18 protein-coding genes are annotated in these 20,446 nt (G+C 71.0%); 6 read left to right on the plus strand and 12 right to left on the minus strand.

The window, feature by feature from the left end; translation table 11 throughout:
- Window positions 1-281 (plus strand): hypothetical protein (locus ASG04_RS03425; RefSeq protein ID WP_162241686.1); only part of this gene is annotated, 281 nt, incomplete at its 5' end.
- A gap of 82 nt (window positions 282-363) precedes the next feature.
- The gene (locus tag ASG04_RS03430) at window positions 364-843 is read left to right on the plus strand and encodes an NUDIX hydrolase (protein WP_056120380.1); all 480 of its coding nucleotides are present in this window, start codon (window positions 364-366) and stop codon (window positions 841-843) included.
- Window positions 844-848: 5 nt separating this feature from the next.
- Here the strand turns inward: ASG04_RS03430 and ASG04_RS03435 are convergent, their stop codons facing one another.
- The 4 genes from ASG04_RS03435 to ASG04_RS03450 are packed head-to-tail and all read right to left on the minus strand — an operon-like array spanning window position 849 to window position 4,943.
- Window positions 849-1,919, minus strand: coding sequence for an ABC transporter ATP-binding protein (locus ASG04_RS03435; protein WP_056120382.1), 1,071 nt, complete (start codon window positions 1,917-1,919; stop codon window positions 849-851).
- Window positions 1,916-2,809, minus strand: coding sequence for an ABC transporter permease (locus tag ASG04_RS03440; RefSeq protein WP_082517786.1), 894 nt, complete (start codon window positions 2,807-2,809; stop codon window positions 1,916-1,918). Before ASG04_RS03440 ends, ASG04_RS03435 begins: the two co-directional genes overlap by 4 nt.
- Window positions 2,806-3,786 (minus strand): ABC transporter permease, encoded by a 981-nt coding sequence (locus ASG04_RS03445; protein ID WP_056120442.1) that lies wholly within the window; start codon window positions 3,784-3,786, stop codon window positions 2,806-2,808. The genes ASG04_RS03440 and ASG04_RS03445 overlap by 4 nt, the downstream gene beginning before the upstream one ends.
- A 5-nt stretch (window positions 3,787-3,791) precedes the next feature.
- Entirely contained in the window at window positions 3,792-4,943 is a 1,152-nt protein-coding gene (locus ASG04_RS03450; protein WP_056120445.1) for an ABC transporter substrate-binding protein, read from the minus strand.
- Between the two features lie 175 nt (window positions 4,944-5,118).
- Here ASG04_RS03450 and ASG04_RS03455 point away from each other — a divergent pair, with 175 nt between their 5' ends.
- The gene (locus ASG04_RS03455) at window positions 5,119-5,556 is read left to right on the plus strand and encodes a YdeI/OmpD-associated family protein (RefSeq protein ID WP_056120386.1); all 438 of its coding nucleotides are present in this window, start codon (window positions 5,119-5,121) and stop codon (window positions 5,554-5,556) included.
- Window positions 5,557-5,691: 135 nt separating this feature from the next.
- Here the strand turns inward: ASG04_RS03455 and ASG04_RS03460 are convergent, their stop codons facing one another.
- The 8 genes from ASG04_RS03460 to ASG04_RS03495 all read right to left on the minus strand — a co-directional run bounded on the left by ASG04_RS03460 (window position 5,692) and on the right by ASG04_RS03495 (window position 18,247).
- Complete coding sequence (locus ASG04_RS03460) at window positions 5,692-6,381, minus strand: histidine phosphatase family protein (RefSeq protein WP_056120389.1); 690 nt, start codon at window positions 6,379-6,381, stop codon at window positions 5,692-5,694.
- A gap of 23 nt (window positions 6,382-6,404) precedes the next feature.
- Window positions 6,405-7,370, minus strand: coding sequence for a hypothetical protein (locus tag ASG04_RS03465; RefSeq protein ID WP_156463510.1), 966 nt, complete (start codon window positions 7,368-7,370; stop codon window positions 6,405-6,407).
- A 282-nt stretch (window positions 7,371-7,652) separates the two neighbouring features.
- Window positions 7,653-10,763: an alpha-mannosidase gene (locus tag ASG04_RS03470; RefSeq protein WP_056120396.1), complete on the minus strand. Its 3,111-nt coding sequence runs from the start codon at window positions 10,761-10,763 to the stop codon at window positions 7,653-7,655.
- A 34-nt stretch (window positions 10,764-10,797) separates the two neighbouring features.
- On the minus strand, window positions 10,798-11,700 hold the full coding sequence (locus ASG04_RS03475; protein WP_082517787.1) for a carbohydrate ABC transporter permease: 903 nt from the start codon (window positions 11,698-11,700) through the stop codon (window positions 10,798-10,800).
- A 2-nt stretch (window positions 11,701-11,702) separates the two neighbouring features.
- Complete coding sequence (locus tag ASG04_RS03480) at window positions 11,703-12,566, minus strand: carbohydrate ABC transporter permease (RefSeq protein ID WP_235515422.1); 864 nt, start codon at window positions 12,564-12,566, stop codon at window positions 11,703-11,705.
- A gap of 192 nt (window positions 12,567-12,758) precedes the next feature.
- On the minus strand, window positions 12,759-14,114 hold the full coding sequence (locus tag ASG04_RS03485; protein ID WP_056120400.1) for an extracellular solute-binding protein: 1,356 nt from the start codon (window positions 14,112-14,114) through the stop codon (window positions 12,759-12,761).
- A gap of 284 nt (window positions 14,115-14,398) precedes the next feature.
- The gene (locus ASG04_RS16985) at window positions 14,399-16,882 is read right to left on the minus strand and encodes a lamin tail domain-containing protein (protein ID WP_082517789.1); all 2,484 of its coding nucleotides are present in this window, start codon (window positions 16,880-16,882) and stop codon (window positions 14,399-14,401) included.
- 102 nt (window positions 16,883-16,984) lie between these two features.
- Window positions 16,985-18,247, minus strand: a complete 1,263-nt coding sequence (locus ASG04_RS03495; protein WP_056120403.1) for an ROK family transcriptional regulator — start codon at window positions 18,245-18,247, stop codon at window positions 16,985-16,987.
- Window positions 18,248-18,353: 106 nt separating this feature from the next.
- Between ASG04_RS03495 and ASG04_RS03500 the strand changes: the two genes are divergently transcribed.
- Genes ASG04_RS03500 through ASG04_RS03510 form a run of 3 tightly spaced genes read left to right on the plus strand, consistent with a single transcriptional unit; the run spans window position 18,354 to window position 20,366 of the window.
- Complete coding sequence (locus tag ASG04_RS03500) at window positions 18,354-19,514, plus strand: DedA family protein (RefSeq protein WP_056120406.1); 1,161 nt, start codon at window positions 18,354-18,356, stop codon at window positions 19,512-19,514.
- Between the two features lie 46 nt (window positions 19,515-19,560).
- On the plus strand, window positions 19,561-20,013 hold the full coding sequence (locus ASG04_RS03505; protein ID WP_056120410.1) for a GNAT family N-acetyltransferase: 453 nt from the start codon (window positions 19,561-19,563) through the stop codon (window positions 20,011-20,013).
- Window positions 20,013-20,366, plus strand: coding sequence for an MGMT family protein (locus ASG04_RS03510; protein WP_056120414.1), 354 nt, complete (start codon window positions 20,013-20,015; stop codon window positions 20,364-20,366). The genes ASG04_RS03505 and ASG04_RS03510 overlap by 1 nt, the downstream gene beginning before the upstream one ends.
- The last annotated feature ends 80 nt before the right edge of the window (window positions 20,367-20,446 follow it).

Below are 20,446 nucleotides of genomic sequence, written 5' to 3' on the forward strand. Positions count from 1 at the left end.
CCGAGGAGATCCCGGCACCGTTCGTCTTCGCAGGCCGGGTCATGCCGGACCGCAAGCGCGCGGAACTGAAGATCCCGTACACCCCTGCTGCGGGCGACGATTCCGCCCGGTACCTGTTCACGGACGAGTCGGGCGTCACGACCGAGCGACGGATCACGCCGATCTCCTGGAACTACTACGTGCCCGTCTCGCACTCGGGTGCGCAGACGTTCACCATCGTGAAGAAGGTCGGCGACGCGGTCTCCGCTCCCACGACCTTCCGTGTGCGCGGGCTCGACTAGGACCGCTGCGCTCAGACGACGAGCCCCGGCGCACCGACCACCGTCGGTGTGCCGGGGCTCCGCCGTTGGGTACGGTGGCCCCATGCCGACCCCCGACTTCGTCCTGGCCCTGCGCGAGAAGATCGGCACCGATCCGCTCTGGCTGACCGGCGTGACCGCCGTCGTCACCCGTGGCGACGGCGAGGACCGGGAGCTCCTGGTCGTACGACGAGCGGACAGCGGTGCGCTGACACCGGTCACGGGCATCGTCGACCCGGGCGAGCAGCCGGCCGTCGCCGCCGAGCGCGAGGTCCTCGAGGAAGCCGACGTCGTGGCCGTCGCCGAGCGTCTGACGTGGGTGCAGACCCTGCCGGAGATGACCTACCCGAACGGCGACCGTGCGCAGTACCTCGATCTGGTGTTCGCGTGCCGCTGGGTCTCCGGCGACCCGTACCCGGCCGACAGCGAGAACACCGAGGCGTTCTGGGCCCCGGTGTCCGACCTGCCCACGATGTCCGAGAACATGCGCGAGCGTGTGCGCATCGCACTGGCCGGCGCCGCGGAGGCACGCTTCGAGCGCTGACCCGGTCAGGCGACCGGCGCGACCGCGACCGGGGCGCCGAGCAGCCGGACGGCGACGGCGTCACCCGTCGTCCGTCGGTCACCGACCTCGTGCTGCACGGTGATGACGGTGTCGTCGTCGAGCCGGACGGTGGTGCGCCGGATCGACCCGAGGAAGCTCGACGAGATGACGGTCCCGGTGACGCCCTCCGGAGCGAAGGCGATGTCCTCGGGCCGGACGTACGCGAGCACCGGGCCGTCGGCGGCGGTCGGGTCGAGCGCGGGCACCCGGAAGCCGTACACGAACACGTCCCCACCACGCAGGTCGCCCCCGAGCCGGTTCGACTGCCCGACGAAGTCCGCCGTGAAGGCCGAGGACGGGGAACGGTAGAGCTCCTCGGGCGTGCCGATCTGCTCGATGTTGCCGGCGTTCATCACCGCGATGCGGTCGGACACGGCGAGCGCCTCCTCTTGGTCGTGGGTCACGAACACGGTCGTGATGCCGAGGTCGGTCTGGATGCGCCGGATCTCCTCGCGCAGTGACACTCGGACCTTGGCGTCGAGCGCGGACAGCGGCTCGTCGAGCAGCAGGACTCGGGGACGGGTGACCAGCGCACGAGCGAGTGCCACGCGCTGCTGCTGCCCGCCGGAGAGCTGGTGCGGGTAGCGGTCGGCGAAGTCGGCGAGGTGCACCATGTCGAGTGCCTCGACGACGCGCTCGCGCCGGGACGCCGCCGGCACCCGGCGCATCTCCAGCCCGAAGGCCACGTTCTGCCGCACGGTCATGTGCGGGAACAGCGAGTACTGCTGGAACACCATGCCCATGTCGCGTTTGTTCGCGGGGGTGTTCGCGACGTCCTCACCGTCGATGCGGATGGCGCCGGCGTCGATCGCCTCGAGGCCGGCGAGCGCTCGGAGTGCGGTCGTCTTGCCGCAGCCGGAGGGCCCGAGCAGCGACAGGAACTCGCCCGGTCCGACCCGCAGGGACAGGCCGGTGAGCGCGCGGTGGGTGCCGTAGCGCTTCTCGACGGCGTCGAGCTCGACGACGGCTCCGGTGCCGGCCAGCGAGGCGGGAGCGGCGGGTGCGGTGGTGGTCATGCGGGGTCCTTGGTCTGGTGACGACGGACGCGCGTGCGGCGCTGTCCGATCCGGCCGATGGCGACGAGCAGCAGGAACCCGAACACCAGGGCGCCGAGCGAGAAGATCGCCGCGACGTACGGGTCGGTCCCCTGCACCAGGAGCAGTGCCGTCTGGAAGGTGGTGCGGGACAGGAACGAGGCCAGGGTGTACTCACCGAGGACGACCGTGATCGTCAGGAAGCACGCGGCCAGGATCCCCCGACGCAGGTTCGGCAGGAGCACCCGCCACGTGACCGTCCACCAGGACGCCCCGAGGGAACGGGCCGCCTCGGTCAGCGTGGTCAGGTCCATCGCGGTGATCGCGGCGGAGATCGGACGGAAGGCGAACGGCAGCGCGATGATGCCGATGGCGAAGGAGAGGGTCCACGCGCCGGACCCGAACACCTGGGCGACGACCTGGTAGACGGGGACGAACCCGACCACGAGCACGACGACCGGCACGGTGATCGGCACCAGGCAGACGAACTCCACGACGCGTCGGAGTCGCGGGTGGTGCAGGGCGGTGATGACCTGGGCGGGCAGGAGCACGAGCAGGACGATCGCGACGGCGATGACCGCGATCACGAGTGACGCACCGAGGCCGTCGAACACCGGCTGGTACGTGCCGACGTTCGCCGGGTCCGCGATGGCCGCGTAGTGGGCCGTGGTCAGGCTGCCGTCGGTGCCCTGGCGGAAGGTGAACTGCGCCAGCGCGACCAGCGGCACGGCGAACACGAGCCCGACGACGAGCAGGACGACCGCCGCGGTGCCCCGTGACGGGGCCGCGCCGAACCGTGGGACGCGGGCCGGGCCTCCAGACCGACCGGAACGAGCCGGACGAGCCGGACGAGCCGGCGCTCCCGCGCTCATCGCTGCCACCGGGCGGCGCGCCGCTGCAGCAGCGAGTACGCGCCCATCACGACCGCCATCACGACGACCATGCCCAGGGCGAGCACCCCGGCGACGTTCTGCAGGCCGATGATCGTCTCGCTGGTGAGCTGCGCGCGGATCGTCAGCGGGACGATGCCGCCCTGCGAGATGAGCGCCGCCGCGGTCGCGAACGACGAGAACCCGTTCGCGAACAGCAGCAGCAGCGATCCCCAGAAGGCCGGAGCGAGCACGGGCAGGGCCACGCGGCGCCAGTACGTCGCGCGCGATGCCCCCAGCGTCGCGGCGGCTTCGCCCCACTGGGTCTTGACGCCCTCGAGTGCGGGCATGAACGTCAGGACCATGAGCGGCACCTGGAAGTAGACGTACGGGATCACCAGGCCCGGCACCGTGTACAGGAAGGCGCCGTCGGCGTTGAGGTCCCAGTGGAACGTGGACACGAGCCACGCCGTGACGAGCCCCTGCGTGCCGATCGTGGCGATGAACGCGAACGCGAGCATCACGCCGCCGAACTGGGCCAGCACGCTGGCCGCGGAGTCGATCATCGACCGGACGACCCCGTCCGGCCGGAGCGCGGCGAGCGCCCAGCAGACGAGCGCACCGATCACGGCACCGAGCACGGCGGAGACCGCGGAGAGGCCGAACGAGCCGCCGAAGGCACGGAGGACGCTCGGGTCGCGGAACGCCGACAGGTTCGCCAGCGTCAGGTTCCCCGTCGCGTCGAAGAAGCCGGACCCCACCGCGATCAGCGCCGGCACGGCGAGGAAGAGCAGGACGTACGCGGCGAACGGGGTGAGACCGAGCCACGCGATGCCGACGCGGCGCCGGGCACGGGGACCGGCACCGCGACGAGCGAGCGCATCGACGCCCGCGCCGGACCGGGTTGCGGTCGCCTGCTCGCTGGTGACGAGGGTGGCGGCCGGTCCCCCGGTCGCGCCGGGCGCCGATGCGGTGGTCATGCTGCTCAGGACCCCATCGTCGAGGACCACTTGGCCGCCAGGACCTTCGCGGCCGCGGTCACCTGGTCGTCGGTCAGCTCGACGTAGTCCTTCGGCGCGCCACCGGCGGCGTCGAGGGCGTCCTGGTCGACCTTGCCCGACTTCTCGAGCGCGGCCAGGGTCGACGGGAACGCGCCGGCCTGCAGGTACAGGTTCTGCACGGTCGGGCTGGCGACGTACTCCTGCCACAGGCGGGCAGCGGCAGGGTGCGGGGCGTCCTTGTTGATCGCCTGCGCGTAGTACGAACCGAGCGCCTGCCCCTTCGGCACGACGGTCTTCCAGTGCTTGTTGCCGGACGATCCCGCAGCCGGGCCCCACGCCAGGTTGTTGTAGGACCACTGGACGACGACCGGGGTCTCACCCGAGGCGACCGTGGCCTGCGACGGCAGCACGTTCTGGAAGTTGCCGGCCTGCTTCAGCTTGCCGAAGTAGTCGACGCCCTTCGTGATGTCGTCGGCCGAGCCGCCGTTCTCGAGCGCGGCGAGGTAGACCGCGCTGGCGGCCTGGTTCGCCTGGGTCGGGTCACCGGCGATCGAGACCTTGCCCTTGTACTCCGAGCCGAGCAGGTCCTCCAGGTCCTTCGGGGCGTCCTTGATCTTGCTGGAGTCGTACCCGATCGACATCAGACCCGTGTAGTCGCGGGTCCAGGCGCCGTCCTGCTCCTTGAGGGTCGTGGGGATGTCGCTCCAGTTCGCGACCTTGTAGTCCGTCAGCAGACCGAGGTTCTGCTGCAGCACGGCGTTGCCGAGATCGAGCACGTCCGGCGCCGTCGACTGGCCCTTCTGCGACTTCACGGCGGCGACCTCGTCGGCGCTCGAGCCGTTCGGGTTCGCGGAGTTGATCGTGATGCCGTACTTCTGCTTGAAGCCGTCGATGATCTTGCCGTAGTTGGCCCAGGTCGGCGGGAGCGCGATGACGTTGAGCTGCCCCTCCGCCTTCGCGGCCTTCACCAGTGCGTCCATGCCGCCGGCGCTCTCGGCGCTCGTTGCCGTCTTCCAGTCGGCGGCGCCGCTGCTGCTGCTGCCGGTCGATGCCGAGCTCGTCGCCGAGCAACCGGCGAGGGTGACCACTGCGGCTGCGGCGAGGGCGATGCCGGCCAGGGTGCGCTTGTTCTGCACGGAGAGTGCCTTTCGGGTGCGTTCGGGGACCCCGCGGATCGGGTTCTGGATGATCGTGGACGCGGCCGGTATCCGGCTCGTGGTGCGGTGGTGAACGCTGGCGGAACTCGTGGTGCGGTTGTACGGTTCCTCACGACGCGGCGGTCGCCGCTGCTGGCTCGGACTGGAGGCACGGGTGCAGTTCACGACGACGGTCCTGCAGGCACGGCAGACGGCGACCGGGCTGCCCGTCCCGCCCGAGGTCATCGAAGCGCTGGGGTCGGGCAAGCGCCCGGCGGTGGTGGTGACGCTGAACGGCGCCTACACCTACCGCTCGACCGTGGGCGTGATGGGCGGGCAGTACCTCGTCCCGCTGTCGGCAGCACACCGTGCGGCGTCCGGGGTCGCCGGCGGGGACTCGGTCGAGGTGACGCTCGTGGTCGACACCGCACCGCGCGAGGTGCCCCTGCCCGAGGACCTGGTGGCGGCGATGTCGTCGGCCGGCGTGCGAGCGGCGTTCGATGCGCTGTCGAACTCGCGTCAGCGGGCGCTGGCGGCCCCGGTGGAGCAGGCGAAGTCACCGGAGACCCGGCAGCGCCGCATCGACAAGGCCGTGGAGACCCTGCGGGGCTAGCGGGTGCGCGCCTCCGGGGGCCCGTTCCGAGCAAAGGATGTCGAATCGCGCGTTGTCGGTCGGAAGTTCGGGCTACCTACGCGCGAAACGACCATCCATGTGGGCCGCGGCTGGACCGGCGGGATCGGGTTGGGGTCAGGCCAGGTGCTCGACGGCGGAGAACTCGACGAGGGTCCATGGCTGGCCGAGCCCCGCGCGGCCGAGACGGGTCAAGGACGCGTTGCCCACCGGGTTGGCGGCCGTGAACTCCGTCAGGGCCGCTTCGTCGAGGTCCAGGCACACCGCCACGGCCAGCGTCACCACGACGTCGTGCGCGGCGATGACCAGGCGCTCCGGGCCGTCGATGCGGTCGATGTCCATGAAGGCCGAGCGCAGCCGGGCCTGGACGTCGACCCACGACTCGCCGCCCGCCGGCCGGTGGTAGTACTTGCCGAGCCGATGCCGGCGTTCGTCCTCGTCCGGATGGCGGTTCGCCACGCCGCGCAGCGTGTGGCGCTCCAGCACGCCGAGCTCGCGATCGCGCAGTCGCTCGTCGACCCGTCGAGGGGGCTCGTCGACACCGCCGGACTGGATCGCGATGTCGATCGTCTGCTGCGCCCGGAGGAAGGGCGACACCCACAGCGCGACCGGCACGGACCCCATGCCGCGTTCGGCGAGCTCGGTACCGAGGGCTCGCGACTGCTGCTCCCCGACGGTGCTGAGCGGGACGTCAGGGTCGCGCTGCTCGATCGCGATCAGGTCGTCACCGGCCGCCTCCGCGCGCTCGGCAGCGACGTTCGCGGTGGACTCGCCGTGACGGACGAGCCAGATCTCGGTGACGGGCATGCGCCTACGCTAGGCCTCCGGGATCAACCGACCACCAGGCGGTCACTGCTGCCGGGGCGGAGAGCGCACGGCAGACCCGCAGCACGCAGACGCGGCACGAGCAGTTCGGGGTGCAGGAGGTCACGCCACTCGGCCCGGAGGATCCGCCTGACGTCCGGGACGGTGAGCACGGCTTCCTGGCGACGCTTCTCGTCGATGAAGACCTCGGTCGGGGAACGACCTGCCCGGTAGCGGTCCTGCGTGTCCTTCGCACGGCCGTCGATCTCGATGACGACGCCCTGCTCCGGGAACCAGAAGTCCACGATGATCCGCCTGCCGTGGACGACGAACTCCTGCTGCAGCACGGGTTCGGGCAGCCCGAGTTCACGGAAGACCACGCGCCCGAGTGACTCGGCGACGGACCCGGACCGCGCGTCCGCCAGGTCGAGCACGAGTTCGGCGGTACGACGCCCCCGTGAGCCCGGGGCCGCTGGCAGTGCCGCTGTGAGTTCGTCAGGCGTCGCCCCGGCGCGGAGGGCCGAGTCAGCCACGACGACCGCCGCCCGCACGTCACCCGTCAGCGCGACGTCGACCACCGTGCGCGGGATGCTCGTCGCGGTGATCGGCCCGTCCCGCTTGACCTGGTCCGGACACAACGGCCGCGTGTGCAGTGCGAGGCCGTTGCTGGCGGACCGGTAGCGCGACTTCGGGACCGTGAGGTGGACGGTGTCGGGCCAGCCGTACAGCCAGGCGAGACCGTGCAGGGCGACAGCCGACACGTGCGACGCCGACGCCGGTTCACTGAGCCGGGCGAGTCGCGCCCAGACGCGCGTGACGTAGCGGACGCGCGTCCCTGCCCCAGCCCAGTCCGTCGCTCGCGCGAACGCGTTGGGCCCCAGGCGCACGAGCCCGTCCGGACCGGGCTCTCCCGCACGTCGCCGCAGCGTCGAACCCACTCGGCCGGCCTCTCGCATCGCAGTGGCCCTGATGATCGGGAGCGGTCGTTCCATGCCACCACGCTGCCGGGCCGAGGACAGCTGAACGGGGGCGACGGACCGAACTGTGGACGACCCTCCAGTCAGACGCTCTGTGGAGGAGTCCTCGTTCGTTCCCACACCGGTTGCGCTGGAAAGTCGGATCGCGCGTGGTCGGTCGGGAACTCCAACCCACCACGCGCGATCCGACCCCCTGCGCGCGATTCGACTTCCTCCGCGCCACACACAACGGGCCTGCCAACCCGCCGTGCAACACGGCGCCGGACGGACGCACCCGTGTCCGTCCGGTGCCGCGGTCTATGCCCGCCGCACCCGCAGCGTGACGATCTCGAACGGGCGGAGCGTCAGGACGACGGGCTCCCCCGCGTCCCACGATGCGTCCAGCGGCCGTTCGAGCAGGTCGACCTGCGTGACGGACGCGACGTCGAAGCCGAAGTCGATGCCGACGTCGGTCGCCCGACCGCCGAGTGCCTCGTACAGCCGCACGACGACGTCGCCCGAGCGGTCCTCGGCGAGCTTCACGGCCTCGACGAGCACCTGCGGCGACGACACCGTCACCAGCGGCGACACCTCGGTCGACCCGGCCACCGACCGCACCGGCAGGTTGAGCCGGTAGCCGGAGTCCGCCGCGTCGAGGACCGACGCGCCGACACGCAGCACCGTGCGGAACATGTGGTGCCCCTGGTCGGCGTGCGGGTCCGGGAACGTCGGCCCGCGCAGCAGCGACTCGCGCACGAGCGTCGTCGTGCCGCCGTCCGGACGGGTCGCGCGGGTGATGTCGTGCCCGTACGTCGAGTCGTTCGCGACGGCCACCCCGAACCCGGGCTCGGCCACGTGCACCCAGCGGTGGGCGCTCGTCTCGAACCGGGCGAAGTCCCACGACGTGTTCTGGTGCGTCGGCCGGTCGATGTGGCCGAACTGGATCTCGCTCGAGGCCTGGTCGGCCTTGAGGTCGAGCGGGAACGCCAGCTTCAGCAGCTTCTGCTGCTCGCGCCAGTCGACCTCGGTCTCGACCACGAGTTCCGGCTCGCCGGCAACGGCCGAGTACCGGGTGGTGACGGTCGACGAACCGACCGCGCGCACGACGACCACCGTGTCGCCCTCGATCGCGACGGAGGACGCGGACAGCGGCTTCCCGTTGCGCTGGTAGGCGCGGTCGATGTCCCACGCCTCCCACTGGTTCGGGGTGTCGCGGAACACGGTGTACTCGGCGCCGGCCGCCCCGGGGGCGATCGCGTCGCGCCCGGTGCCGTGCTCGACGAACGACACGACGTGGCCGGCCGCGTCGATGGTCGCCACGACCGCGCCGGTGTCGAACACGAAGCCGTCACCGTGCGGGACGGGAGGCACGGCCTGCGTCTCGGGGCCGACGGAACCACCCAGCGCGGCGGCGTGCCCCGACGTGACCGGCGCGGCGTTGAAGCGCACGAACGACCCGCTGGTGCCCGTGCCGCCGACGGCCTCGGACGACGGCGCGTCGAGCAACCCCGACCCGCCCCCGGCGACCGACGCCGACGACGACCCGACCCCGGCGAGCGCCGCGGCCCCGCCGTTCGCCAGTGCGGTCGTGGCGGCGCCGATGAGCCCCTCGAGGGTGTCCGCGACGAGCCGGTAGTTCTCCTCGGCGTTCTCGTAGACCCAGGCGATGGACGAGCCCGGCAGGATGTCGTGGAACTGCTGCAGCAGGACGGTGTGCCAGGCCTGTTCGAGTTCGTCGTACGGGTAGTCGAGTCCGAGCCGCACGGCCGCGGTGGCCGCCCAGAGCTCGGCCTCGCGCAGCAGGTGCTCGGACCGTCGGTTGCCCTGCTTGGTCCGGATCTGCGACGTGTAGGTGCCGCGATGGAACTCGAGGTACATCTCCCCCGACCAGACCCCGGGCGTCGGGAGCTCCTGCTCGAGCTGCTCGAACACCTGCGCCGGGGTGCCGAGCGACACCCGGGGCGACCCGTCGAGGTCGTGCTGCCGGTGGGCGGCTGCGACCATCTCGCGCGTCGGTCCACCGCCGCCGTCGCCGAAGCCGTAGAGCAGCATCGAGGTGTTCGCGGTCCCGCGCTCCTTGTTCTGCCGTTCCCCACGGTGCAGATCGGCGGGCGAGACGTCCGAGTTGTAGGTGTCCGCCGGCGGCAGGTGGGTCAGGATCCGGGAGCCGTCGATGCCCTCCCAGTTGAACGAGGTGTGCGGGATGACGTTCGTCTCGTTCCACGACGGCTTCTGCGTGACGAACCACTTCGACCCCGCGGCGCGGACGATCTGCGGCAGCGCCCCCGTGTACCCGAACGAGTCCGGGAGCCATGCCTCGGGGGTGTCGACGCCGAACTCCTCGAGGAAGAACCGCTTGCCCGCGACGAACTGGCGTGCGAGGGCCTCGCCACCGGGCAGGTTCGTGTCGGACTCGACCCACATCCCGCCGACCGGGATCCAGCGTCCCTCGGCGACGCGCTGCTTGATGCGTGCGAAGACCGACGGGTACTCGTCCCGCATCCACGCGTACTGCTGTGCGGACGAGCACGCGAACGTGAAGTCGGGGTCGCGGTCCATCAGGTCGAGCACGTTCGAGAACGTCCTGGCGCACTTGCGCTTCGTCTCGCGGACCGGCCAGAGCCAGGCGGAGTCGATGTGGGCGTGCCCGACGGCGATCGCGCGGTGCGCCGCGCCGGACGCGGGGACGGCGAGTACCGGAGCCAGGACGGCCCGGGCGTCAGCGGCGGTGCCGGCGACGTCGTCGGGGTCGAGCGCGTCGGCGGCACGCTCGAGTGCGCGCAGGATGTCGGCGCCGCGGGTGCCGTCGGTCGGGAGCTCCGCCATCAGGCCGCGCAGGACCCAGAGGTCCTGCTGCAGTTCCCAGACGGTGTCGTCGCGCTCGACGACGTGCAGCGCCGCGACGCGGTAGATCGGGTCGTCGCCCGCGGTCGAGCGGGACCCGAGCGGTGTCGCGCCCTGGAACGAGTCGCCGCCGATGTCCGGGTTCGCACCGGCCTCGACGTAGAGCTCGAACGACTCCCCCGGGCCGACCGTCAGCGGCACGGCGTTGTTGCGCGGCTCGATGGCCTTGATGGTGGTGCCGTCCGGGCGGTACGCCAGGCCCTCGGCCTGGAAGCCGGGGTGCCGCTTGGTGAACCCGAGGTCGACGAGCAGTTCCGCCGTCGTGCCCTCGGCGGTGCCGAAGTCCGCCGGCACCGTGCCGGTGACGTGGAACCAGGTGGTGCCCCAGGGGCGGCCGCCCCAGGGCGAGCCGACCTGGAACGGGGTGTACGTCTGGCCGACGGCCTGGTCGAAGGGCACCGGCTCGTCCGGCACCTCCCACGCCTCGATGGTGACCGGTGCGGACCGGCGGTGCACCGCGGGGTCGACGCGGTCACGCACCAGGCGGGCGATCCTGGCTTCGACGAGTGGTTCGTCCTTGTGCATTGCGGGATGTTCCTTCCGAGGAGAGCGCTGGCGGCTAGCCCTTGATGCCGCCGGCGAGGGCGTTGCCCCCGCCGAGGCCGCGGGACACGAGCACGTAGAGCGCGATGACGGGCACCGAGTAGACGATCGAGAACGCCGCGAGCTGCCCGTAGGCGACCGCACCGTTCTGCCCGAAGAAGTTGAAGATGCTGACCGCGGCCGGCACCTTGTCCGGCGAGAGCAGCAGGACGAAGGGGACGAAGAAGTTCCCCCACGCCTGGATGAACACGAAGATCGACACGACGGCGATGCCCGGACGCATCAGCGGGATGACGATCCGGGTCAGCGTGGTGAACATCGACGCACCGTCGGTCCAGGCCGCCTCTTCGAGCGAGATCGGGACCGAGTCCATGAAGTTCTTCGCCATCCAGATCGCCATCGGCAGGCTGGTCGCGGCGAGGAAGAAGATGCAGCCGTAGATGTTGTCGATCAGGTTGAGCGACACGAACAGTGCGTAGACGGGCACCATCATCGCGGTGATCGGCAGACCGGTCCCGAACAGGATGCTGTACAGGAACGGCTTGTTCACGCGCATCTTGTACCGGGACAGCGGGTACGCCGCCAGCAGCGCGACGACCACGGTCACGACGGCCGTGCCCCCGGACAGCAGCAGGCTGTTGGCGAGCGGGATGAACGACAGCTCGGGTGTGAGCACCTTCGTGAAGTTGTCGAGCGTGAACTGCGACGGGATCTTCACGGACAGCGAGGCCTGTGCGTCGAGCGACGCGAAGACCAGCCAGAGCAGCGGCACCGCGAAGCAGGCCGCGATGACGAGCAGGACGATGTTCGCCGTCCACCGCATGGTGCGGCCGCGGGGCGACGTCATGTGCAGCGCGCCCGGTGCGGTCACCGACCGGGTGGCGTTGGACACGGGACGGTCGGGAACGGTGATCGCCATGGTCAGTCCACCTCCGGCTTCAGGGCCTTGATGTAGATGATCGAGAAGACCGCACCCACGACGAGCAGGATGGTCGCGATCGCCGTCCCGAAGCCGAGCTGCGAGAACTTGAAGGCCTCTTGGTAGGCCAGGATCGGCAGGGTCGAGGAGTTCGTCCCCGGTCCACCACCCGTCATCACGTAGATGAGCGTGAACACCGACAGGGTCTGCAGCGTCGTCAGCATGAGGTTGGTGGAGATGCTCCGGCGGATGACGGGCAGCGTGATGTACACGAGCCGCTGCCACCCGGTCGCACCGTCGACCTCGGCCGACTCGGTGATCTCCTCCGGGACCTCCTGCACGGCGGCCGAGTACACGAGCATCGAGAACGCGGTCCCGCGCCAGATGTTCGCCAGGATGATCGCCAGCATCGGGAACGTGTACAGCCAGTTGGCGCCCTTGATGCCGAAGAAGGCGAGGAACGAGTTCAGCGTGCCCTGGTCGTTGAAGAACGCGTACGCGGCGAACGAGGCGACGATCTCGGGCAGGACCCAGGCCGCGACGACGAAGGTGCCGACGATCGACCGGACGACCTTGTTGGCCTCGCGCATGAGCAGCGCCAGGCCGAGCCCGAGCACGTTCTGCCCGACCACGGCCGAGGCGAACAGGAAGACGACCGTCAGGATGACCGACTTCGGGAAGTCGGGGTCCTGGAACAGCTCGACGTAGTTCTTCATGCCGACGAACTGCTGGTCAGAAGCGCCGACGCCGGTCAGCGCGGAGTTCGTGAACGACCCGTAGAACGACGAGATGACGGGGCCGACCAGGAAGATGACGAGCAGGACGACGGCCGGCAGCAGGGGGACGGCACGCGCCGCGTTGCGCATCGGGCGCCGCTTGCGCGGCACGGGTGGGTCGGTGCGCTTGGGCGCACCGGGCGCCGACAGCGTCGGCGCGAGGGGTGTGGTGGACACGGTGGATGCCTTCCGGGTGCGGAGGGGGTTCCGAAGGTGGGGTACCGGGAAGGAGGCCCGGGGCACGACGTGCGCCGAGCCTCCTGTCCGATGGGGGGGGTGGCGTCAGCCGGAGACGGTGTTCTTCTTGCCGACCGTCTGGACGACGGAGTCGTCGTACGCGGCAGCCGCCTGCTTCGGCGTCTGCTGACCGGTCATCACGGACTCCATCGCGACCTGGACGGCGTTCGAGATCTGCGAGTAGTCACTCGTCGCCGGGCGGAAGTTGGTGTGTTCCACCAGCCCGGAGAAGAACTTGAACGTCGGGTTGGCGTCCGTGTACGCGGAGTCCTCGGCGACGTCCTTGCGGACGGCGATCTGGCTGTTCTCCGTGTCGTACTTCAGCGACCCGTCCTTGTTCAGGAACGTCGAGATGAAGTCGAACGCGGCCTGCGGGTTCTTCGAGTTCTTGCCGACCGCCAGGGTCCAGCCGCCCGACATGCTGTTGTAGCCCGGTGCCTGCCCGTTCTGCGTCGGCATCGCTGCCTGACCCATCACGTCGTTCCACTCGGACCACGGCGCCGTGCCGGTCTTCAGCCAGGTACCCGACTGCCACGATCCGTCGAGGTCGATCGCCAGCTGGCCCTTGGGGAGCCAGGTCTGGGCGATCGTGGTGCCGACGTTGGTGTCGAGCGCCTGCTGCGGTGTCGGGCCGAGGCCGCCCTGGTAGACGTCCTTGACGAACTGCAGCGACTCCTGGAACTGCTTGGAGCCCGTGACCCACTTCTTGTCCTTGTAGAGCGTGTTGCCGGAGCCGTCCGCGCCGTACAGCAGCATCTCGAAGCCCTGCATGGTCGAGGCTTCACCCTGGGCCTTGCCGGAGTAGATGTTGAACGGGATGGTGTCCGGGGACTTCTCCTTGATCGTCTTCGCCGCGGCGAGCACGTCGTCCCAGGTCTTGGGCTGCCACGGGACCGGCAGGCCGACCTTCTTGAAGATGTCCTTGTTGTACCAGAGGGCACGGGTGTCGGTGCCCATGGGGACGCCGTAGGTCTTGCCGTCCACGCCCTCACCGGCCTGCTTGGCGTTGTCGTAGAACTGGTCCCAGTCCTTCCACTTCGCCGTGTACTTGTCGAGCGGCAACAGGTAACCGGCCTGGGCGTCGGCCTTCACCAGGAACGTGTCCTCGTACATGACGTCCGGAGCCGTCGCTGCGGCCTTGTTCATCAGCGCGAGCTTCGTGTAGTAGTCGTTGCCCTGCGCCTGGATGGGGACGAGGGTGACCTTCTTGCCCGGGTTCGCCTTCTCGTACTCGGTCTTGACGTCCTTCATCTGGGCGTCGAGCTGCTGGAAGGCGCCGAACTTCTGGTAGGCGATCTTGATGGTGTCGCTCGAGGCGGACCCCGAACTCGAGCAGCCTGCCAGACCCACTGCGGCGACTGCCACGGCTGCGAGTCCGGCGATGATGCGGGTGCGTTTCATCGGTGCTCCTTTGCACGGATCCGCGGGCTACCGTGCCCGCGCTGCGCAGTTAGTCCACCGTATTGACTTATTGCTTGTCAAGAGGGAATCGTCACGGTTCGGCGGCAGTCCGCTTCCCGCGCACCCGTCCCCGTCCCGTCCCCATCCCCGCCCCCGTCGAGGGAGCAGGAAACGTCGAGTCACCGGACCCGACCCGACAATTCCTGCTCCCTCGATGCAGTGCAGCGAGCACAGGACGGGAGGCTCGGTGCCAGCTGGCACCGGGCCTCCCGTCCCGGACGTCGCTACGCGGCGCTGACGCGGCGGCGACGACGCGCGATGAGCACGCCGGTCCCTGCTGCGAGCAGCAGCAGCGTGGCGGCGATCCCGCCGCCCAGCTCTGCACCCGTGAACGCCAGGTCACCGCCCGACACGGCACCGGTGGCCGGGTCGATCGTGATGGACGCCCAGCCGATCAGGGTGCCGTCAGCAGCGGTCACTGCCAACCGGTGCGCACCCGGAGTCGTGCCGACGGGGATCGTCACCCGCACCGTCCCGTCCGCTGCCACCGTCTCCGTCCCCAGCAGCACCGGGTCCGACAGCAGCCACACGCGCACCCGCTCACCGACGTGCGACATCCCGACACCGACCGTGATCGTCGAACCCGCACGGGCCGACGCCGGAGCCGTGATCCCACCGCGGGCAGCCTCCGTCAACGACGACTCCGACGGCGCGGCCGGAGCGGTCGCACCCGGAGCCGGCGCGGGCGTGCCACCCTCACCCGGCGTCGGCGTCGGCGTCGGCGTCGGCTTCGGCGTGGGAGTCGGGGTGGGCGTCGGGGTGGTGCCGCCGTCGTCCGTGCACGGGTACGTGCCGGTGCGCAGCGAGAAGCCGTCGGTGTCGTTGTCGTCGGCGTAGAAGGTCGCGCGCTCGCCGTCCGTGCAGACGTCGGCGATCGCGAAGCCCTCGTTGGCGAGGGTGCGGTCGGCGTCCGCCGGCGCCTCGTACACGGTCTGCGGCGCGAAGACGCCGTCGGTGATCGTGTACAGCGCGGTGCGTCCGGCACAGGCGTCGTCGCAGACGACCCACAGCGCGTCCAGCGTCGGGTCGAACTGCAGGTCGGCGACGACCGCGAACGGGGAGGCGATGGTGGCGACCCGCTGGAACGAACCGTCGTCCATCAGGGCGTACGCGTACGTGCTCGCGGTGCCCTCGACGCCGACGAAGAACAGGCCGGAGCCGTGGCCCGGGTAGCTCGACGGCGCGTAGGCGGCCCCGGTGTGCTCGTCGGCGAAGCCCCGCGCGGTCAGCCAGGAGTCCGGGATCCAGGTGACGCCCTCGAGTCCGGCGTTCGCTCCGAGACCGGGGAAGTCTGCGGCCAGGTTCCACTCGTCGGTCGCGTTCAGCGTCCGCTCGGAGCCGTCGTCCGTGACGAAGCGGAGCACCGCCGGGCGACTGGTCGAAGAGACGTCGTTGTCGCGCTCGGTGGAGACGTACACCGCACCGGGGTCGTCGGCGGTGACGGTCACGCCCTCGGCATCGGGCGTGCCCGACCCGTCGGCGTAGTGCAGCGTCGTGCCCGCGGCGTTCGTCGGTGCCCAGCCGCCCGCACCGTCGGAGACCATGCGGTAGAGCAGTCCGTCGCCGTTCTGGACACCCCAGAGCACGCCGCCGCCGGTCGCGGTGGACGAGGGCTGCCAGTCCAGGCCGCTGAGGTCACCGGAGAAGGTGTCCTCGTCGTCGAGTGCGGTCTCGTCCGGTCCGCCGGGCCAGGCCTCGGCCGTGACGACGCCCGCGAATCGGTTCGCCTGCCCCTTGGTCACCTCGGCGGTCTCGGCGAAGTCGCCGGTGCCGTCCGGGTTGCGGCCCCAGGTGGTCGCGGCGTGCGCGGTCCAGGTGGAGCTGTCGACGAGCGTGCCCGACGGGGCGAACAGCCGCGCCGAGTCGGCCTTGCCGAGCCCGAAGCCGAAGTCGGCCTCGTCGAGCACGGTGAAGCCGCCCGCGGCCACGGTCGTGCCGGCCGGGATCGTGTACGTGTGGTCGTCCTCGCTGTCCCGGAGGACGTAGCCGCCCAGGTCGACGCTCGTGCTGCCGATGTTGGTCAGCTCGACCCAGTCACCGGGGACACCGTCCTGCGACTCGACCTCGTTGATGCGGACCGGCGAGGAGCAGTCGTTCGCCGCGCCCTTCGTCGACGCGGTGGTGTCGACGAGCGGCCCGGTGCCGTCCGGGCAGCGCCCGTCGGTGATCTGCGCGTGTACCTGGTACCCGTAGTCGAGCACCAGGGCGCCCGTGGTGTCGAAGACCCGCACCTCGTCGGGGTTGCCGAGCCCGAAGTCGAACCCGGCTGCGGTGGACGACTTCTGGTTGAGCACGAAGTGACCCCCCGCCGCGACGACCGAGCCCGCGGGCAGGACGTACGGGGTGTGCGAGTCGCTGTCGTCGAGCATCGAGAAGCCGCTGATGTCGATGGCGGCAGCGGAGGTGTTCGCGAGCTCGACCCAGTCGACGTCGTCGCCGTTGGACTCGACCTCGTTGATGACGAGCCCGGTCGGGGCCGCAGCGGTCGGGGCCGCACTGGCAGCGGGCGTCGCGGCGGCGGCCGGGGTCGCATCCGGGGTCGCGGTGGCGTCGGGCGTCGCGGTCGCATCGGGCGTCGCGGCGGCGGCCGGGGTCGCAGCTGCGGGGGCGGGGCCGGCTGCGACGGCCGGAGTGCTGGCGAGGACGCCCGCCACGAGCACGGCGCAGGTCGCGGCGGCGGCGCCGAGGCGCAGGACAGGGGAGGGCATGCAGGATCCTTCGAGCGAGGAGGCGTGGACCTGCACGACTGTTCAGCACCCGAGCGTCCGGCCGGTGACGGGCCGGTGAACGCCCGGTGGTGCGGCGCCCCGTCAGCGACGGATCAGCAGCGCGCTCGCCCGGGGCGACAGGGCGGCGTCGAGCACCAGACAGCCGGCCCCGACCGCGGCGACGTCAGCCCCACGGTCGGTCTCGACCACCGTGACCGGGTGCTTGGGGACGAGGATCGGCGAGCCGGTGATCGCCTGGCACGCGGCGGGCAGCGCCGCGGCCGCGATCCGCGACCAGAACGGTCCGCCGAACACGACGCGGTCGATGTCGAGCAGGTTGACGATGACGACCGCCGCGCGGCCCATGACGGTCCCGGCCTCGGCGGCCAGCGCGGTCGCCGTCGGGTCACCCGCGTCGATCGCTGCGGCCAGGGCGTCCCACGCGGCGTCCACCGCGCCCGCGTCCATGGGCTCGGCCGTCTCCGACAGGCCCCCGGTCAGGTCCAGCCCCCGTGCCGCTGCCAGGCGGACGAGGCGCTCGGGTGCGACCGCCGCACCGACCTCGCCGCGATCGCCGTTGCCGTCCGGCGTCCCCGCCAGCGAGCCCTGGTCGACCATCAGGTGCCCGGCGTCACCGGCGTTGGCCCCCGTCCCGCGCACGGGTTCGTGGTCGACGACGAGCCCGACGCCGAAGCCGGTCCCGAAGTAGACGAACGCGAAGTTCCGCGCCGATGACTCACCCGCCAGGAACATCTCGCCGACCGCCGCCGCGGTGACGTCCTTCTCGAGCAACACGGGGTGGCCGGTCGCCTCGGCCAGCGCGTCGCGCAGCGGCACGCCCCGCCACCGGGGCAGGAAGGGCGGGTCCACGACGATCCCGGCGTCGACGTCGATCGGACCGGGGCTGGCGATGCCGACCCCGAGGACGGCGTCCGGGTCCACCTCGGCGGACGCCACGAGCCCGTCGACCGCGGCGGCCATGGTCCGGATCACCTGGTCCGGGTCGTCCGCCGTCGGCGTCGAGGTCGTGGTCGACGCGACGACCGTGCCGGCGAGGTCGAGCAGGACGTAGGTCACGACGGCCGGGTCGACGTGGACCCCGACGGCGAACCGGCTGTCCGGCTCGAGCCGGAGGATCGTCCGGGGCTTGCCGCGACCGGACACGACCGTGCCGGACTCGACGATCATCCCCGCTTCGATCAGGAACCGCGTGACGTTGGAGACCGTCTGTGCGCTGAGGCCCGTCCGCCCGGCGAGCTCCACGCGGCTCAGCCCGTCGGGCGACCGGCGGACCGCGTCGAGCACGACGGTGCGGTTGAAGCCGCCGATCGACGGCAGGTTCGCGCCGCGCCGGTGTTCCGCCATGCCTGGACCATACCGCGGGCACGAGCGCCGTCGTGGTCCCGGGGTACCACGACGAAGAGACGAGGGAACGACACGTCCTGGCTGCCGCGCGCCTACCGTTCCGGACATGGACATCCTCTCCTGGCTGACGAACAGCGCCGACCAGATCCCCGACGCCGTGCGGTGGTTGATCGCCGCGGGCTTCGCCGCACTCGAGGTCCTCGGCCTCGGCCCCTTCGTCCCCGGTGAGATCGCGGTCCTGCTCCTCGGGGCGACCTTCGACGACGTGGTCGGCGCGGTCGTGCTCGTGCTGGCGGTTACCGTCGGCGCCTCAGTGGGCGACCACGTGCTGTACTTCCTCGGCCGTCGGTTCGGCAGCGGGATCCGCGACCGCAAGCTCGTCCAGCGCCTGGGTGTCGAACGGTGGGACGCCGCCATCGCGGTCGTCGAACGCCGTGGTGCGGTGGCGATCATCGCGACGCGGCTGGTCCCGGTGATCCGGACGCTGACGCCGCTGGCGGCCGGGACCGCGAGGCTCCCACAGGCACGCTTCACGACGGCCTCGCTCGTCGGGAGCCTGACCTGGGCGCTGCTCTGGGGTGGCAGCGGTTTCCTGCTGAAGTCCTCGATCGCCGCGGCCCAGGAGGCACTCGGCAGCCTGACCTGGATCATCGCCGGTGCGATCGCCGTCCTCGTCGCGCTCGTCGTCGGCTTCCGGGCCGCCCGGAAGCGCGGACTGCTCCCCGAACACGTCGACCGGCGCACCGCGCTGTCCTGGGCATCGGTCGGCCTCAGCGTCGTCCTGGTGGTCGTCGGCGTCGTGACCAGGGGCGGGATGGACTTCGCGCCGTGGGTGATCCGCCTCCTCGGCATCGTCACGGCGGTGGTCGCCGCCGCCGCAGTGGTCATGTCGGCACGGTCGGGACGCCCCGTCTGGAACGTCCTGGTGCCGTTCGTGGTGGTGGTCGGTGGGCTCGTCGGGTCCGCGACGCACCGCGGTGTCCCGGCGTCGTTCGTCGTGGTGCTCTCGATCGCCCTCGGCGTGTGGGCGCTCGCGGGACGGATGACCCGGACCGGGACGGCGGCGCTGCTCCTCACCGCCGTCGGCATGGGCCTCGACACGTGGCCCTGGGCGTGGAACTCCGGCTGGCAGCTGCTGGGCACGCTCAGCAGCCTCTGTCTGTTCGCGTCGATGGTCGTCGGCACGGTGGCGGCGATCCGCACCTGGCGTGACGTCCTGCTCGCTCGGTACGCCCCGGTGCCGCCGGCGGTCGATGCAGGAGTGTGACCGCCGCGGCTGGCCCCGGCGGGGGTCGCACCGTTAGCCTGACCGCATGACGGACCTCCGCCTCGAAGAACTCTCCGCCGCGACCGCCACCGCGGCCAACTCCCTGACGCTCAAGCCGGGGCAGGAGCAGTTCGTGCAACCGACGACCTACGGCGTCGCCGAGTCGGACGTCAAGCCGAGTGCGTCGTGGCCGCGCGTGGTCCTCGACGGCGACGAGGTCGTCGGGCTCATCATCGGCAGCTTCGACGCCGACAACGCGCAGGAAGAACTGCAGGCGTGCATCTGGCGCGTCAACGTCTCGGGTACCGCACAGGGCCGCGGCGTCGGTCGCTTCGCCGTGCACGGGCTGGCGGACGAGGCCCGCAAGCGCGGCTTCCACCGGCTGACGGTCGTCTACGAACCGGGCGAGGGATCCCCCGAGGAGTTCTTCCGCGCGGTCGGCTTCGAGGTCGTCCGCGAGACCCAGTACGGCGACCACTTCGCGGTGCTCTCCCTGTAGTGGAGCAGGACTTCGGCGCAGCGGTCGCCGATGTCGTCCGGTCGATCCCGCCCGGACGCGCGATGACCTACGGCGACGTGGCTGCTGTCCTCGGATCGCGGGCCTCGCGGGCGGTCGGCAAGGTGATGGCCCACGAGGGCTCCGACCTGCCGTGGTGGCGCGTGGTGCGGTCCGGTGGACTGCCACCCGTCCACCACGAAGCACGCGCGCTGGAGCACTACCGGGTCGAGGGCACGCCCCTGACGTGGGGCCGGACGGCCTGGAGGCTCGACATGCGTCGAGCGCGCTGGTCACCCGAGTTGGACGGCACGCAGGGACCCGTTGGTCACGAAGCGGTAACAGGCGAGAACTGACCAAACCACTCCGCTGAGGGTGCCGAATCACTGTCACCAGCCGGGAAACACCCGGAGCGCTCACCAGCCGCAGGTCGCTG

The sequence above is a fragment of the Curtobacterium sp. Leaf183 genome (genome assembly GCF_001424385.1).
Lineage (GTDB): Bacteria > Actinomycetota > Actinomycetes > Actinomycetales > Microbacteriaceae > Curtobacterium.